Genomic DNA, 15622 nt, shown 5'->3' with positions numbered 1-15622 from the left:
CAATCAGCTTCGCGGACAGTCTGTCATGTAAGCGTCACCATTTTCTTCAATCGTGACCCCGCTTCAACGCTCGCCCGAACAAACCGCCTTATCCGGATCGATAAGACGGCCTGTGCCAGGTCTAGAAGGCGCTTATTGCTGGACCTTCAGATACGCTTCCTTGTATTCTTCGATCATCTTCGCGCCGCCGGCGTCTTTCCATTGCTCGATTGCCGCTTGCCAACCGGCTTCGTCGATCTCGCCCATGATAAATTTCGTCTGGGCGTCAGTTATCATCTGCTCCAGATCGGCGCCGCGATCGGTGTACGTGGCCGACAGCAGCGTAAGGGCCGGGTTCGCGACCACATGCTTCTCGTTCTCGATGACGACGTCATTGTTCTTCTTGAAGAGCGGCGTCTGCTGCATCGGTTTGTCCATGTTGTAGGATTCGCCACGCTGGAGCAGCACGTCCCGGTATGGTTTGACTTCCTTGGCATCCGCTTCTTTGTCCAGCGGAATCGTGAAGTCGCCTTCCACCTTGTAATGCGTGCCTTCGATCCCTTTGTTGATGAGATAGACCATTTCCTTATCGAGCAGCTGGTCGAGGAAGGTCAGCACCCGTTTCAATTCTTCCTCGGACTTAACGGAAGATTTCGGGATTGCCAATATGCCCGCATTGCCGTTCTCCCCAGGAACCCGTACCCCCTCAGGGCCTTCCAAGCCAACGGCATCCATCACCGCTGTCGGCACGACCTTCTCGAGATTCGTCTGCATCGACTGCGCATTGCCGCCGGAGATACGGATCGCTACGCGGCCGGATTCGTAGGCCTTATCGATAACGGACACATCACTCACCGCAAAATCCTGATTGATCAGCTGTTCCTCGTAGAGCCGGTTGAACAGCTTCATCGTTGCCAAGAATTCGTCCGTCATGAACTCAGGGGTGAAGTTGCCCTGATCATCGACCTTCCATTTGTTCGGCCCGCCTTGCGAAACGCTAAGCCGGGTTAAGGTCGAAGCAACGCCTTGATTGTAGTTCTTGTCGAGCATCATGCCGTACGTGTCCTTCTTCCCGTTCTGATCCGGATCGCCTTCCGCCACCGCCTTCATGACGTTGTACCACTCGTCGAGCGTCTTCGGAACCGTCAGGCTCTTCGCGTCGAACCAGTCCTTGCGGTACTGGAGAACCGCACGGCCGACCGGGCGGAAGACCGGAAGACCGTACAGCTTACCGTCCACCTTGATATTGTTGTAATACGTCTCCGGCTGCGCGGACAAATTCGTGTAATCCTTCAGATAGGGGCCGATCTCCCAGAACACGTCGTTCTGCATCGAGCTGATAATATTCGGCACGTAGCTAACCTTTACGATCTCGGGCAATTCGTCCGAAGCGATCATCACGTTGATCTTGTCGTCGTAGCCCGAAGTCGGAATCCATTGAAACCGCAATTTCGAATTGGTGTACTTCTCGAGCGCCAGCTCGAACGGATTGTCTTCCGCCGGCGCCTCGCCGGGGAGGTGTGCGGCAATCGTGAGTTCAAGCGGCTCGGCCTGTTCGGCAGGCGCCGGATTGTCAGCAACCGGTTGATTCGCGTTCGCTTCTTGCTGGCCGTTATTATTGGAACTGCATGCGGACAATACGGTGGTGACGAGCATCGCGCTTCCCATCAAGAGCGCCCATTTTTTTGTCATATATACCCCTCCAAGTTTGAATGATCTATGGAAAATCCATGCACCCGATTCTATGGGGGATGGAATTCATAGCGTAGCCGCGCTGCAACTCTAACCCTTGACCGATCCTAGCATGACCCCTTTGGCAAAATGCTTCTGGAGAAACGGGTACACCAGCAAGATCGGCACGGTCGCGAACACGATAACGGCCATGCGGATCGTCAGCGGCTGAATCTCCGTCTGCTCGATCGAAGTGTCGCCGATGCTGCTCTGGGACAGAATGACGATCTGTCTGAGCAGCACTTGGATCGGATACAGCTTGTTGTCGTTAATGTAGAGAATGGCATTGAAGAATTGATTCCAGTGGCCGACGGCATAGAACAGGCCGAAGGTAGCCATCGCCGGCAGCGAGAGCGGAAGCACGATCCGGAACAGCACCCCCACGTCGTTGCAGCCGTCGATCCGGGCCGAATCTTCCAGGCCGTCGGGAATCTGCTGGAAGAAATTTTTGAGCACGATCAGATTGAAGGCGCTGATCGCCCCGGGGAGCATCAAGGACCACAACGTGTTGGTCAGGTGAAGTTCCTTGACGACGAAATACGTCGGGATCATTCCCCCACTGAACAGCATCGTGATGAGCACGCCGAGCAGGATCGTCTGTCTGCCGCGCAGGTGGGTTTTCGCGAGCGGATACGCCATCAGCGAGGTGAACAGCAAGTTGATCAGCGTTCCCACGACCGTGATATAGATGGATACCAACATGCTGCGGAAGAGCGTGTCGGTGGAGAAAATGTACCGGTAGGCCGCGAGCGACCACTCTTTGGGCCAGAGGATTAATCCGCCCTTGGCCACCTCTGCCGGACTCGTGAACGAGATGGCCGTTACGTAGACGAACGGCAGGACGCACAAGAGCGCGATTATGAGCAGCAAGAAGCCGTTCAACAGATCGAATATCCGGTTGCCTATCGTTTTATCTTGCGTCATCATGAGATTCTCCTTTCTTTAAGCGCTGACTGCATCAATAGATACCTTCTTCCCCGAATCGCTTCGCCAGCCAGTTCGAGCCCAAGACAAGGACGAGACCGACGATCGATTTGAATAACCCAACCGCCGCACTGTAACTGTATTGCGCCTGCGTCATCCCTTTGGTGTACACATAAGTATCGAATACCTCGCCCACCTCGCGGTTGGTCGGGGTCAGCATGAGGAAAATCTGTTCGAACCCGGAGTCCAGGAAATTACCTAATCGAAGAATGAACAAGATGATAATCGTGCTGCGAATCGCCGGAAGCGTAATATGCCATAGTTGGCGCCAACGTCCTGCCCCGTCGATCCTCGCCGCTTCATATTGCTGCAAGTCCACGCCAGCCAGCGCGGCAAGGAAGATGACCGTTCCCCACCCGACTTCTTTCCAGATCGACTGGGAGATGATCATTGTCCGGAACCACTCCGGTTCTAGGAGGAAAGCAATTTTCTCACCAATCAAGCGATACAGAAGCTCATTGATAATCCCGTTCTCGGTCGTGAAGAGCATATAGAAGATACCGACGACGACGACCCACGAGACGAAGTGAGGGATATAGACTAGCGTCTGGACGAAGTTCTTGAATCTCGCATGCCGGACTTCATTCATCATGAGCGCCAGAATGATCGGCAGCGGGAAGAAGAATGCCAGGTTATAGATGGCCAAGATGACGGTGTTCTTGAACAGCATGCCGAACTGCGGCTCCGAGAAGAAGCGCTCGAAATGCTTGAAGCCCACCCATGGACTGCCGAGAAAACCGGTATAAGGCTTATAGTCTTGGAACGCCATCAGCAGCCCGTACATCGGCACATACTTGAAAATAAGGAAATACAGCACGCCGGGAAGGAGCATGAGGTACAGCCACTTATCCCGGATGAGATCCTTCAGCAGGTAGCCCGGCTTGCCCTTGGGGGCATTGACTGAGGACGGGCCTGCCGAAGCAACCATATCTTGCTTCATCTACGCAACCTCCTATTTCGTTCTGTCCCCATTATTAGGTCCTGGCAGCATGACCGCCTATAGTCCTGCGGCAACCAACTGCCCTTGAGCTGCCTGTTCCCGCCGAAGTAGTCGTGAGGCAACCTTGCGATGTACCTCGTGAAACTATTGCTTGTGATAATCCCTGTTGAAGTAAAAAAGCGCCACCGGGATTACTCCCAGTACCGCCTTATGTGTTCTTTAGCTCTGATTGTATCGTGAGAAGCCGCTCCATGCTTTGGCATACGCTAATGGCTGGGTAAGCACTTTGCCATACATTTGACGATCATCCTGCAGGTAAGAAGCGAGGCTATGTTGATGAAGGCTATTGATTTCTAACAGCCATACTTTAAGATTAGGGTCTACCGTAGCATCAATTCCAACATCGCCAAAAGATCCAAACATGCTATCAAGGATTTGACAAGTTAAGGTGCAGATCTGTATCATATCCTCTTCTTTTCGAGCCGCCTCTTCCTCGTTAAGGCCATAAACCGTTCGCAGCGCATCTCTGCCTAACCCGATCGAGCTCACATCATTCGTATAGAACCTGCCTTCTTTTCCGTAACGTGCAATGATACCTGAACAGGCCCATTCTTGATTGCCGTTTTTTTGCATGACCACCCTGAAATCGATATTTTTATTCTGATACGTCATGGCTACGGACTGTTGAATTAAATACCTTTTCCCTTTGTGCAAATTCCGCAGAAACAGCCACGCCTTATTTAAGCTGCTGATCGAAGTCTTCCTCTTGTTTTTATTCATATAAAGCCATCCATTCGAAGTCTTCGCTAGTTTGGCGATGCCCTGCGCCTTTGCGCCTTTCGTCGGCTTTAGATAGACCGAACCGTACAAAGCCACCATTTGGTGCAGTGTTTGGGGACGGTCTAATAGTTTGGTATGCGGGAGATGGTTCGATATAAGAGGATTAGCGCGTAATGACTCCCAGAACTCCCACTTATTCAAGAAGTAAGGGTTAAAGATCCTTCGATTCGTATGAATGATTAAATCGTCATAAAGCCTGTTCTTGCTAACCCCTATTCTTCGCCACGTCACATGAGGGTAGGGAAATATGCCTTGTACCCATGGAGATGCATCCCAATCCGCATTGGGATTAAAATAAACGCCACTTATGGTCTTGTTCCGAGGGTTTATGCCATCCAAGGAGCATAAATAGATCAGCCCCTTAATCTCCTGATAGTTTGCTAAGTATCCCCGATATCTTTCCATCAGCCGCGGAGTAAGTCCTCTCTTGGCTATCAAGAGTGCGATTACGGGTCCAAGATGCAAATTTGTCCCATCAATAACCATTTCGTAGGGAACGGTATCAGGAATCGTAAAATCATTATTCATTTGGACTGGCAGTCCGATGCTATTCTGCGGCAGTCCGTCGTCAATAATCACATTAACCTCTTTCGTCCACGATCCAACGTGAAGGACGAACGAAGAAGGAAAGGTGACGTACCCAGGAGGAAGCATGATTTGATTCGGCTTCAGCTCGGGAATCCGTTTAATAAACAACCCGATTCACCCACCTTCTTTGTCAAAGATACTGACCAATATATGTCTCTTCCCGGTATAGGTATGGATGTTCACCTACAGCAGCTCCTAATGCCTAATTTCCATTGAAACCCAATCCAACATTCGTCTAGCTCAATAAGTTATGTCTAGACCTCAGGACGGCAGAAATGATCATACGACAGCCACGGTCATGTCTGAGGTTTGCTTATGAGTCAGATATAAAGAAGGGATGGGGAAACATGGGCGTTAGGTTTTCGCGGGAAGAAGCCCTGGCAAATGAAATTACGGCAGGGTTAAATCAAGCGTTGGATACCGCTATCGCGCAATTAACGCAAGAAGATGCTCAAAACGCTCAGCAAGTTGAGGAAGGCGTTGAATCTGTCAATGACCTGCTTGGAGAACTGGATGTAACGGTATCCAGCCCGGAAGAACAGCAGATGTTCGCACAGCAGCCTCCGTTGTTACTGGAAATCACCCCGCCGCCTCTTCCGACGGGCCCCTTTCCTCAAACGCAAACTCCAGCTCAGCCCGCTCAACAGTTCAATTTTTTGGGCCAAGAAGTTGAGGACGATGATGACGAAGTCGTGGCTCAGAGAATAACGGAACGTCTAATCATCGCCCGTTTCCAAATTCCGCAATTTAGATTGGGCCTAATGAGAATCAGCAAAACCATTCGAATTCCAGCAAAAAGGAAAACCGTACAGATCGGCCCATTCCGTAAATCGCTTACCCTTCCCGGTGTCAGTAGATGTGTCGGCAGACGCGGACTAGGGCAGCTTTGTTTATCCATTCCCAGTATTTCAAAAACCTTTTCCATCGGTCCCTATCGAAAACAGATTCAACTAGGACCTATTAATCAACAAGTCTCTACCTCATTCCCTAACATTGAGATCGCTGATTCCACCCAAATTTTTTACGTGGATGTCTCTTATCCCTCGATATTCGGCGGGGTTCGGAATGTCAAACAACTGATAACCGAATCGTTCAACGAAGCTAAAGATGCGGCGATTCAGCAATTATTGTTCTTTGTGGCCTTCGCGGCTTCTAGTGGAGGTGCATCGCTTGCAGCTGGCATTCAGGTCGCCTTCACGACATTCCAGAACACATTCACGGCGAGCATAAAAAGGAGACTTGGCGATTTAAACGTTGATATAGCAGGACCTGGATTTACGACGGAAAGCATTGGAGAATTTAAGCCGTTTTTTCTGTATGGCAGATAAAGCGGATTGCGATAGATAAAAATTTATACAGAGGGGTGTAAGTAATGGGAGCTAACTTTTCTCAAGGACCCGCAGGACCGTCTGGACCTCCGGGAATACAAGGACCGCCAGGGCCTGCAGGATTGCAAGGACCGCCAGGACCTGCAGGACCTCAAGGATTGCAAGGGCCGCCGGGGCCAGCGGGATTACCGGGACCGCCGGCACCTCTGGGGTTAGAGGGTCCGCTATCGGCATTCAAAGCACGCGCTGCTTTCAATCAACCATTAACGGCATTCACTACAATCGTCGTCTCCTACACCACGGAAGCTTTCGATATTAACACCGAGCTGGAATTTGTCAATAACACGAGATTTGTTCCGAAGCAAAGCGGCCTATATTCCATTACCGCAAGCGCTCATTATTCTCCGGCTAACGCAAATGCCGTAAGTTCCGTATTACTAACCATTTTCGTAAATAACGTTGCAATCGCTACAGGAACCGCCGTGTTCTCACCTGGAGGAGGAGCTGTTATCGGGGAGGTCAATACGCTTGCCCAGTTGATTACAGGAGACGTGGTTCAGGTTACTGCGGTATCGAATGCGAATGGCCAACTATTCTTAGGTAATGGAACACGATTTGAAGGATTCAGAGTGCCTTTCTCCTAGTGTTCGACGGATACTTGGTTGTTGCGTTAAATGAGAATAGCCCACATCTATCACAGATGTGGGCTATTCTCATGTGAAAATATGTATAACTCCTTGGAGACAGCTTCGTCTAAGTCTGATTTACCTTCCCATAAGCCTCTTCATACTCCCGGGTCATCCGGTCGCCGCCGGCTTGCCGCCACTTCGCTAGCTCCGCCTGCCAGCCCGCTTCGTCCAGGTGGCCCATGATGAATCGGGTCACGGCGTCGCTGATGAGGATCTCCAATTCCTTGCCCCGCTCTTCATTCGTCGCCGATTCGAGCGTTAAGGCCGGGTTCGGCACGATATAGTTGTTATACGTCGCTCCGATAAGCTGGTTCTTGACGTATAACTCAGGCTGGCGGACAGGCTCGATGGACATATGGTCTTCGTCCAGGTAGAGCAGCGCGTCCCGGTAAGGTTTGACCTCCTTGAGACTCAAGGTACGGTCCAACACTTCGGTGTAGCCATCCTTCGCCGACCAATGGCGGTTCTCCACGCCTTGCGCGATGACGGTCTGCATCTGCGGTTCGAGCAGCATGTCGAGGAACTTCAGGATTCGCCTAACCTCGCTCTCCGACTTCACCGCGTCCTTCGGGATAGCCAGAAAACCCGCATTCCCGGGCTCTCCCGGCAGCCGCACGCCACCTGGACCGGCAAGAGGAGCGGCATCCACGATGCCTCCGGGAATCGACTTCGTCAGCTTATCCTGCCAGGTCTGGGCATTCCCGCCGCTTACGATGATGCCGGCGCGCCCGGAGTCATAGATCTTCGCCGTCTCGATCGTATCCACTAGCGTGAAGTCGAGATTGATGAGCTTCTCCTCGTACAAACGCCGGAACAGCTTCATCGTGTTCAAGAAAGGCTCCGTCATGAATTCCGGCGTGAAGCGACCGTTCTCCACCATCCACTTGTTGGGCCCGCCTTGGGAGACCGAGATCCGCGTCAACAGGGAGCTGGCGTCCTGGTTGTATCGTTTCTCGAGCACCATGCCGTACGTATCGTTCTTCCCGTTCCGATCCGGGTCATCCAAGGTAAGCGCCCGGACGACTTGATACCAGTCCTCGAGCGTCACCGGAACTTCTAAGCCCAGCCGGTCGAACCAGTCCTTCCGGTACTGAATGACGGCGCGTCCGAGATCGCGGAACAACGGGATGCCATAGATTTTGCCGCTGACGGCGATGTAGTCATAGTAACGCCGATCTGGCGCGGACAAATTCGGGTAGTCCTGCAGGAGCGGGCCGAGCTCCCAGAATTGGCCGGCCTTCAAGGAAGACAGATACGTCGGGGAGTTGCTCAGCTTGATCAGCTTCGGCAGCTCCCCGGAAGCGATCATCAACCGGACCTTGTCATCGTAGGCGGACAAAGGAATCCACTGAATCTGCAGATCGGTCCCGGTATACGCTTCAATGGCTTGCTCAACCGCATTATTGTTCGGAGGGAGCTCTCCCACCAAGCCCGCGCCTATAGAAACATAGAATCGCTCGGCGCGAGGCGCTTCATCGGCGCTGCTCTTGGACATGCAGGAAGTCATGAGCATGGAAACTAGCAGGAGCGTGAGCAGGACGGGCGACCCTTTCATCATACCGTGCTCTCCTTCGTAATCTGGTCTCGGTATTGTCCCGGAGTTATGCTGTACATCTTCTTATAGCCGCGAATAAAAGAGCTGACATTGTTGTAGTGAAGCTTCTCGCTGATCTCCGATACTTTGAGTTCGGTTGTCTCCAACATGACCTTGGCCATCTTCATCCGGTAGTCCATCAAGTATTCGCTGAACGGAATGCCGATCTCCCGCTTGAAGATGCGGCTCAGGTAGACCGGATGGTAATTCAGGATTTGGGAGCATGCTTCCAAGGTAATATCCTGGTCGTATTGCTCCTGTATCAACTTCAACAGTCTGTCCGCGATCTTCATGTATTGGGAATCGGACTTCTCCGATAGCACCCGGATCATTGGCTGGAACAATTGGGACTCGAACCAATGAATGATCTCCTCGCGGGTCTGCAGATGCAGCAGCCGCTTGACCGCGCCTTTCTCTTCCAACACCTTTTTCAGCGTAATTCCCTGTTCCTGGACGATCTGCAGCAGTCTCGATACCAACTGAAGGAGCAGCATCTGATGCTCATATAAGCTGCCGTTCTTGTGCAACAAGGCATTCAGGTATTGCTGGAAGACGTCGGAAGCCTGATTCGGCTGCAGTTCCCTGATCGCATACGCCAATCGCTCCTCCAGCACCTTCAGATGGGAGAATTCGTAATGTTCCGTCCCTCGGCTATTCTCGATATCGCCATAATGAACGATGATCTCCGGCCCAAGGTTAATTCGCGCTTGCAGCGCCGTAAGACTCTCTCCGTAAGCTTGGACCGTGTCCGTAAGGCGAGTGAACGGATTGCTAATGCCAACGCTTACATTTAGTTGGAGCACGTCCTCCACGTTCCGCTTGATGCACTCTGCCCACGCATAGAAACGTTGTCTAACTTCGTCCGTCTCTTCCAGGTCGGCTCCGATCAACGTCACTTGGGACTGATTAATCGTAATCGGCGTGAAGCGATTCGCAGCCGGGACCACTTCTTGGACGATATTGCTGACGGCATACAGGAGCAGCTCGCGGTCTTCTTCGCTATACCTGGTTTCCTGCAGATTATCGATTTGCAGCGCAAGGACGCCGAGCCGTTTCCATTCCCCGGGAAATACTCCTATTGCCGATCGGAACAAATAATCGTTCTCCGTGATCTGGCCCGTGAACAGCTTGAGCACGAAGAAATCCTTCAAGTGACTGGTCTGTCCGAGCAGCTGTTGCTCGATACGTTCTCTCGAGACGGCCAAAGACTGCATGCTATGCTGAATGAACGCCAGTTCATCGCGCTTGGCCGGGACGGACGGATCTTTGTCGCTGACGTCAAGCCCTCTCGCAACCTCGAATAAACGGCCGATAGGGCGATACATTCTGCGGCTGCCGTACAAGGCGGCTGCCAATACGATGAACACGATGAGTGCGCAGACCAATATCGTCAAATCGGCGATTTTCTGCGTTTCCTTCTTAAGCTCCCCGATCGATACGACGGATACATACGTCCAACTATTGAAATCGGAAGCCCGGTACAGGACGGCTACCTCTTCGCCGCCTCGCTTCATATTGAATAGCCCGGAACGTTGCTCCGGATTCGAGGTAAGCCGCTCGCTAACCGCGCGATGAATGGTTTCGTCCGGTTCATCGTTCGCTTGAAGACCAAGAATATCCGTGCCGGACTGGTCCAGGACATAGCTTCGGTATTTCGTATCCGGAAATGTAAGCGCATTCTGAATTTCGGACGAAACAACGCGAAGAACGAGCAAACCTTGCGGCCGGTTCGTCTGCGGAAGGATCGGGATCTTATGCACCAACGTAACGGACTGCACGGGTTCCGCGAAATCGCCGTTCGAGGACGCCAATCCGGCTTGCCAGAAGATACTCCGAGGTTCACTGGCATAACCAAGGAATTCGTCGTGACCTTCGAATTGCTGCAGCGGCTTTAATGCATTCAAATTAAGTACCCAATTCCGATTCAAGTTCACCAGATAGGCTTGCGTGATAACCACATCGCTCGACTGCAAATTATATAGTTCCTTGGTAAGCTCCCGGACGGACTCAAAGTCGGAAGAGGTATACGAGACATTCATGGATGCTTGCACCAGCGACGAGTTCGCCAGCTGGGTCGCCGACTTCTCGATCGACTTCAGCATCTGCTCCACGCGCATCTGCGTCTGCGCCAGCCACTGCATATTGGCATCCTTTACTTTGCTCTCGATGTCCCCGGAAGCGATGGAGTAAGACAGGATCCCGATCAAAATCGAAGGAAGTATACCTAACAATAAGCTGTATGACAATAAACGCAGCATATATTTCCTCAAGCCGGATTCCTCCCGGATGCCTTCCTTGGAGCGGAGGCCGAATACGCTTCAGATAACCTTCCCCCATCTTCTCCGTACGAGGGATTACAAGCAATATACCTGATGAAACTTCTTGGTTGTCCGCCGTATATCTGAGGATCGGATTGTTCCGATTATCGGGACACAACGCGAATAACGCTAATTTCCAGTAAAGGGGGAATGTCCCTCTTAAAGGTATCCCTCCGCATACGGACCGTCAATAGTTATATCCGCTTATTTTGGGACAAACGCAAAAGGAAGCCGAACGCCCCGTTCAGCTTCCTCAAGTTATTGTACCTGCAAGAACCGCCAGCTAATTGCAGAGTTGCTTAAAGTCCTCTAATGAGATCCGATCATATATGGACTTGAGCAGCGCTATGCGCACGAATCAGTCTGGAGATTACGGCTGCCGCCTCGGCGCGGGTAACGTTGCCCTTCGGATCGAAACGCCCGTCCGGCTTGCCGGTCAGGAGGCCTGCTGCTGCCAAGGCATTCGCAGCTTCTCTTGCCCATGTGGCGACGCTGTCACCATCGGCGAAGGTAACCTTTGCTACATCAATCAGTTCGTATCCGCTGGATGTCGCGTAATTGTACACCATAGCCGCTAACTGCTCGCGCGTGAGGTTGTCGTTCGGGCCGAATCGGCCTTGCCCCATTCCGCTAATAATGCCGCTTCCCGCCGCCCAATTCACCGCTGCCGTATACCAGCGTCCCTCCGGCACATCGGTAAACACAGGCGCTGCATACTCGCTATCCTCGATCCCCTCCAGATTAGCCAATACCCGCGCGAACATCGCCCGCGTCATGGTCGCCTCAGGATGGAATAGATTCATGCCGGTCCCTTCGAACAGCCCGCGTGCCGTTACGAAGGTAATGTCGCCTGCTGCCCAATGAGCCTCGGAGACATCATCGAAGGCCTTGCCGTTAGGGGTCTCTGCATTGGTACCGTCAGCGTCTTCATGGGAAACGTCCGTCTGGTCGTCCTTGTCATCCTCAGGTACGGTAATGACCGGATCCGCAACAGGAGACGAAGGCGATGCCCCAGCAGAGATGACTAAGCTGAGCGCTTGCGTATCGCTGCCGGCGACATTGCTCGCTTGGACCGTGAACCCGAATGTGCCTTTCTTGGTCGGCTTGCCGCTGATTAAGCCTTCTTCCGTCAGGCTCAATCCGTTAGGCAGCGCGCCGTCTATAACCGACCATGAGATAGTTCCGTTACCGGTCGCCGCAAGGGTTTGACTATAGGATCGGCCCACTTTGCCGCCGGTCAAGGCAGTCGTCGTAATGTTCGGCATGGCGCCGATTGGCGGCTCCGGCGAGTCTTTCCGCGCGATCTCCTCCGCGTTGTACATGAAGATGAATCTCTCATTCGTCGAGACATTCGGAATATCGGCGATCTGCGACAGCGTCTTCGTCCCAAGACGCAGGGTCAGCACCGCATCGCTCCCTGTTCCGGCCGCATGTTGATACACAATCCGGTTCTCATACTTGGGCGAGACGAGGAAGAATGGACCGACTCCGGTGGAACGCAGCAGAAACTTTTCGCTCTCGCCGATCGTCGTCGCATCGGCTCGAATCACGTTGTAGCTCTCGACCAACTCCTCCTTGACCGACAGATAGGCGCCGGACTTGACCAGACGAACCGAGTACGTACCGTCATTGTTGGCGATTAATTGGTAGAAAGGCGCCTTCTCCTTCATCACGCTCGTAACCAGCTCGCCGTTCTCGTTCACGTCATAATAAGAGTTCAGCGTCTCGGCGACGCGTTGACCGTCCACCATGCTCCAATTCCGTTGGTATAGAGGCTCCCATCTCGTACGCATCTGAAAATACGTTCCGCTTGCGTTCGCAGGTTCCCCGTTATAATGCGTCAGCGTACCGAAGTTCAAGTTATCGAAATGGACCATGCCCTGCGGGCGCATCGCTGCCGCAGCCTTCGCGGTCCAGGTCAGATCGGCGCCGCCTGCCTTGTTGAACAGCGCCAGCGCCTGCTCGAACACAGGACGAAGCTCTCCTCGGTTCAGCCCGTTGTTCTCTCTGTCGAACCCGGCTCCGTAATAACCCCTGCTCGTATCGCCGAACACGTTCGGCATCGAGTCAAAAGGTACATCCTCGCCGTACAGCTCCTTCGAGAACAGATTATATTTCGCCGTATATTCGAAAGCCTTCGCTAGCCGGTTATCGTACAAGGCATACAAATCCTCGTCCTGATTGTAGGCGATCAGGCAGATCTCAGCCATGTACCCCAAGGCGAGCATCGCGTGGGCCTGATCGCGGCCGGTCTCCATCGTCTGGCCCGAATCATTCACATAGGCGAAGATCGATCCGTTCACGTGAATGTCCTGGTAGAGGGCCATCGCGCGATCGAAGATTTCCGTCTTGTCGCATAACACGCCGATCGCCATCATGCTGACGAGTGCCGCCGCGTCCCAGTTGCCGTTGGCGAGCATAGGAGCGGCCGCGTCCTGAATTACGGGATAGACCACGTTGATCATCATGTCCTGCAGTGCCTTGAAGTCGTCATCGCTGTATCCGCTGTAGCCGCCGTCGTAATAGCGGATGATCTCCGCCGCGCTGGCATACTTGTAAGCATTGATGCCGGCGCCCAATATGCGGTCCCTGCCATCGATTACCTTCAACGCTTGCGCCCATTGGGTGAGAATATCGGCCGCTTTCGCCGCGTATTGCTCCTCGCCCGTAATGACCCACTGCAAGGCATTGAAGTACGCCGCATTGCCGCCCTTCTCGAAATATCCGATGTTCGCCGAATCCGACGGAGCGCCGCCGCGTCCGACGTTCGAGAAGACGGTCGTCACGAAATCGGGACTGGCGACGCCATAGGAAACGCTATTGAGCAGCCGCTGGTAATCGGAGTACCACGGCTCTTCCTTCGCCTCAACATGGCGTTTCATGCTAGCCAAATCGTCTTCGGACAACAAGATGCCCGGGTGGCTGAAAATAAGGACCTTCACGTCCGTCTTCGCTTCATACCCGCTTCCGTCATAAGCAACGATATAGTTGTGACTGCCGGCGCCCAAGTCCGTCATCGTCGCGCGCATGAAGCCATCGACAAAACCGATCCCCGCATCGCTGCCGTCGACGCTGTAATGGGCAGGGTTCGTATCGCCGTTCACGGGAAGCCAGAACAATTCGGCGTCTGATCCCGATACCTCCTGGCTCACCTCCAGCAGATCCTTGCCCGGTACCTCTTCGAAATAAAACCGGTATTCCTGATCAAGAGCCGCCGTTCCACTGCTCTGCATGGCGTCGTCTTGCATGGTCACGTAGAACCGGTTGAAGCCCGCGTCGTCTCTCATGGTGGATAGATGCGACCAGATCCGGTAATAACCCGCCTTCGCATAGTGGTCGACATAGAATCGTTCGTTCCAGTTCGGGATATCGGCCGACGCCTTGACCTCGAACGTCCTGTCTGTGCTGGTGCCGCTAGTATCGCCGCTCAGAATATTGAAGTAACGATGCGTATTGCTAAGGAATTCTTCCGCCGTATAATAATTCTGGATCGTCAGATATTTGCCGGTATCCAAAGCCTTGATGGCATACGCCGTCTTGGTAGCTCCGACCTCCGGCTCCTCATGATCCACGGTGGCGAAGTAGTCTTGGACATACAGCGCGAACGTGGAAGCTTCCGCGTCATCGGCCGCAAGCGACAGCTTTTCCGAGACGGGGTCAACTTTCACATACTTGCCGGCTTCGTTCCTCATCTTGAATATCATGGCCGCGGTCTTGCCGTTATCATAATAATTCCCCATGTCGGGGGCCGAAATCTGGACAGGCAGCTCCGCCTCCTCGAACGGTTGACCCAACGTCACGGATAAGGCTGGACCGGGATAGCCCAATGTATTCCGCGAAGCATACATCTCGCTGGCGGACACCGCGCTATCGTCCACGCGGGTTGTCGTTAGATGGACAGTGACCGTGGTTCTTCCGTTACTGAGCGCGCTGCGGAAGATCGCGGACAGGTCGACGGACAGATTCTCCTCCCCGGTTGACGTCACGTTTTGCGTAACGACCGGCGATTCCGCGATATCTTGGGGACGGTTATTATAGGTCAGATTGTTGACCGTCCAATCCTCGCCGGAGTCTCGCAAGGCCGATTCGCTTTCCGTGAATACGAGCTCATTGGGCGCATGCGTTTTGCGGAAGTTCAACATCACCTTCATCCCGTCAATCGGATAACGTTCCGTATCGATAGCGCCTAGATCGAACTTGAGATAGACATGCCGGAATTTGCCGTATATCAATTTATTCGCGTTCAGGGCGATCCCCACACTGTCTCCTTGCGCGTTGAAGTTGGATACGAACGCATCCTGTACCGCCGGGTAGGAACTTGTCTCAGCCGCAGCCGCAACATGCGCCCCTAGGAAAAAGGTAACCAACGGCGTACATACGAGCGATACGCATAGCAATAGCGATAAGACCTGTTTCAATTGCTTTGACATGAATGCTCTCCTCTCTGGCATGGCCTAACCAATAGCTGCATGCTGCGATAAACGGCAAGCTCTCTCCGCCTACTCACGAAATGTAACCGTTACCATAACTGGACGTCCCCCTTTATGCCCGGCGAGTGTAAGGAAGATGTTTCCCTTGCCTTAAGATTAACAACTCGTTCTCTCGTTCGGAATGAAGTTTTTTAAGCTTCC

General features: G+C 53.0%; 8 protein-coding genes. 1 reads left to right on the top strand and 7 read right to left on the bottom strand.

Features of this window, described 5'->3' with window-relative positions:
• Positions 1-132: 132 nt before the first annotated feature.
• The 4 genes from FHS18_RS25560 to FHS18_RS25545 all read right to left on the bottom strand — a co-directional run bounded on the left by FHS18_RS25560 (position 133) and on the right by FHS18_RS25545 (position 5170).
• Positions 133-1671, bottom strand: a complete 1539-nt coding sequence (locus FHS18_RS25560) for an extracellular solute-binding protein (RefSeq protein WP_183603222.1) — start codon at positions 1669-1671, stop codon at positions 133-135.
• Between the two features lie 90 nt (positions 1672-1761).
• On the bottom strand, positions 1762-2634 hold the full coding sequence (locus FHS18_RS25555; RefSeq protein ID WP_183603247.1) for a carbohydrate ABC transporter permease: 873 nt from the start codon (positions 2632-2634) through the stop codon (positions 1762-1764).
• A gap of 34 nt (positions 2635-2668) precedes the next feature.
• Entirely contained in the window at positions 2669-3634 is a 966-nt protein-coding gene (locus tag FHS18_RS25550; RefSeq protein ID WP_221401458.1) for an ABC transporter permease, read from the bottom strand.
• A gap of 219 nt (positions 3635-3853) precedes the next feature.
• Positions 3854-5170, bottom strand: coding sequence for a YheC/YheD family endospore coat-associated protein (locus FHS18_RS25545; protein ID WP_183603221.1), 1317 nt, complete (start codon positions 5168-5170; stop codon positions 3854-3856).
• A gap of 239 nt (positions 5171-5409) precedes the next feature.
• Here FHS18_RS25545 and FHS18_RS25540 point away from each other — a divergent pair, with 239 nt between their 5' ends.
• Positions 5410-6390 carry an MCP four helix bundle domain-containing protein gene (locus FHS18_RS25540; RefSeq protein ID WP_183603220.1) on the top strand — a complete coding sequence of 327 codons (981 nt, stop codon included), beginning with the start codon at positions 5410-5412 and terminating at the stop codon, positions 6388-6390.
• 753 nt (positions 6391-7143) lie between these two features.
• On the opposite strand, the gene FHS18_RS25530 is transcribed toward FHS18_RS25540, so the two are convergent.
• From FHS18_RS25530 to FHS18_RS25520, 3 genes are all read right to left on the bottom strand, one after another.
• Positions 7144-8637, bottom strand: a complete 1494-nt coding sequence (locus tag FHS18_RS25530) for an extracellular solute-binding protein (RefSeq protein ID WP_183603218.1) — start codon at positions 8635-8637, stop codon at positions 7144-7146.
• Positions 8634-10943 (bottom strand): AraC family transcriptional regulator, encoded by a 2310-nt coding sequence (locus FHS18_RS25525; protein ID WP_183603217.1) that lies wholly within the window; start codon positions 10941-10943, stop codon positions 8634-8636. Before FHS18_RS25525 ends, FHS18_RS25530 begins: the two co-directional genes overlap by 4 nt.
• Before the next feature lie 371 nt (positions 10944-11314).
• Entirely contained in the window at positions 11315-15421 is a 4107-nt protein-coding gene (locus FHS18_RS25520; RefSeq protein ID WP_183603216.1) for an S-layer homology domain-containing protein, read from the bottom strand.
• Positions 15422-15622 lie beyond the last annotated feature (201 nt).

Origin of the sequence: Paenibacillus phyllosphaerae, from assembly GCF_014192105.1 — a bacterium.
Classification (GTDB): domain Bacteria; phylum Bacillota; class Bacilli; order Paenibacillales; family Paenibacillaceae; genus Paenibacillus_Z; species Paenibacillus_Z phyllosphaerae.
The sequence above is the reverse complement of the archived record's forward strand: the minus strand, read 5'-3'. Positions and strand labels throughout refer to the sequence as shown.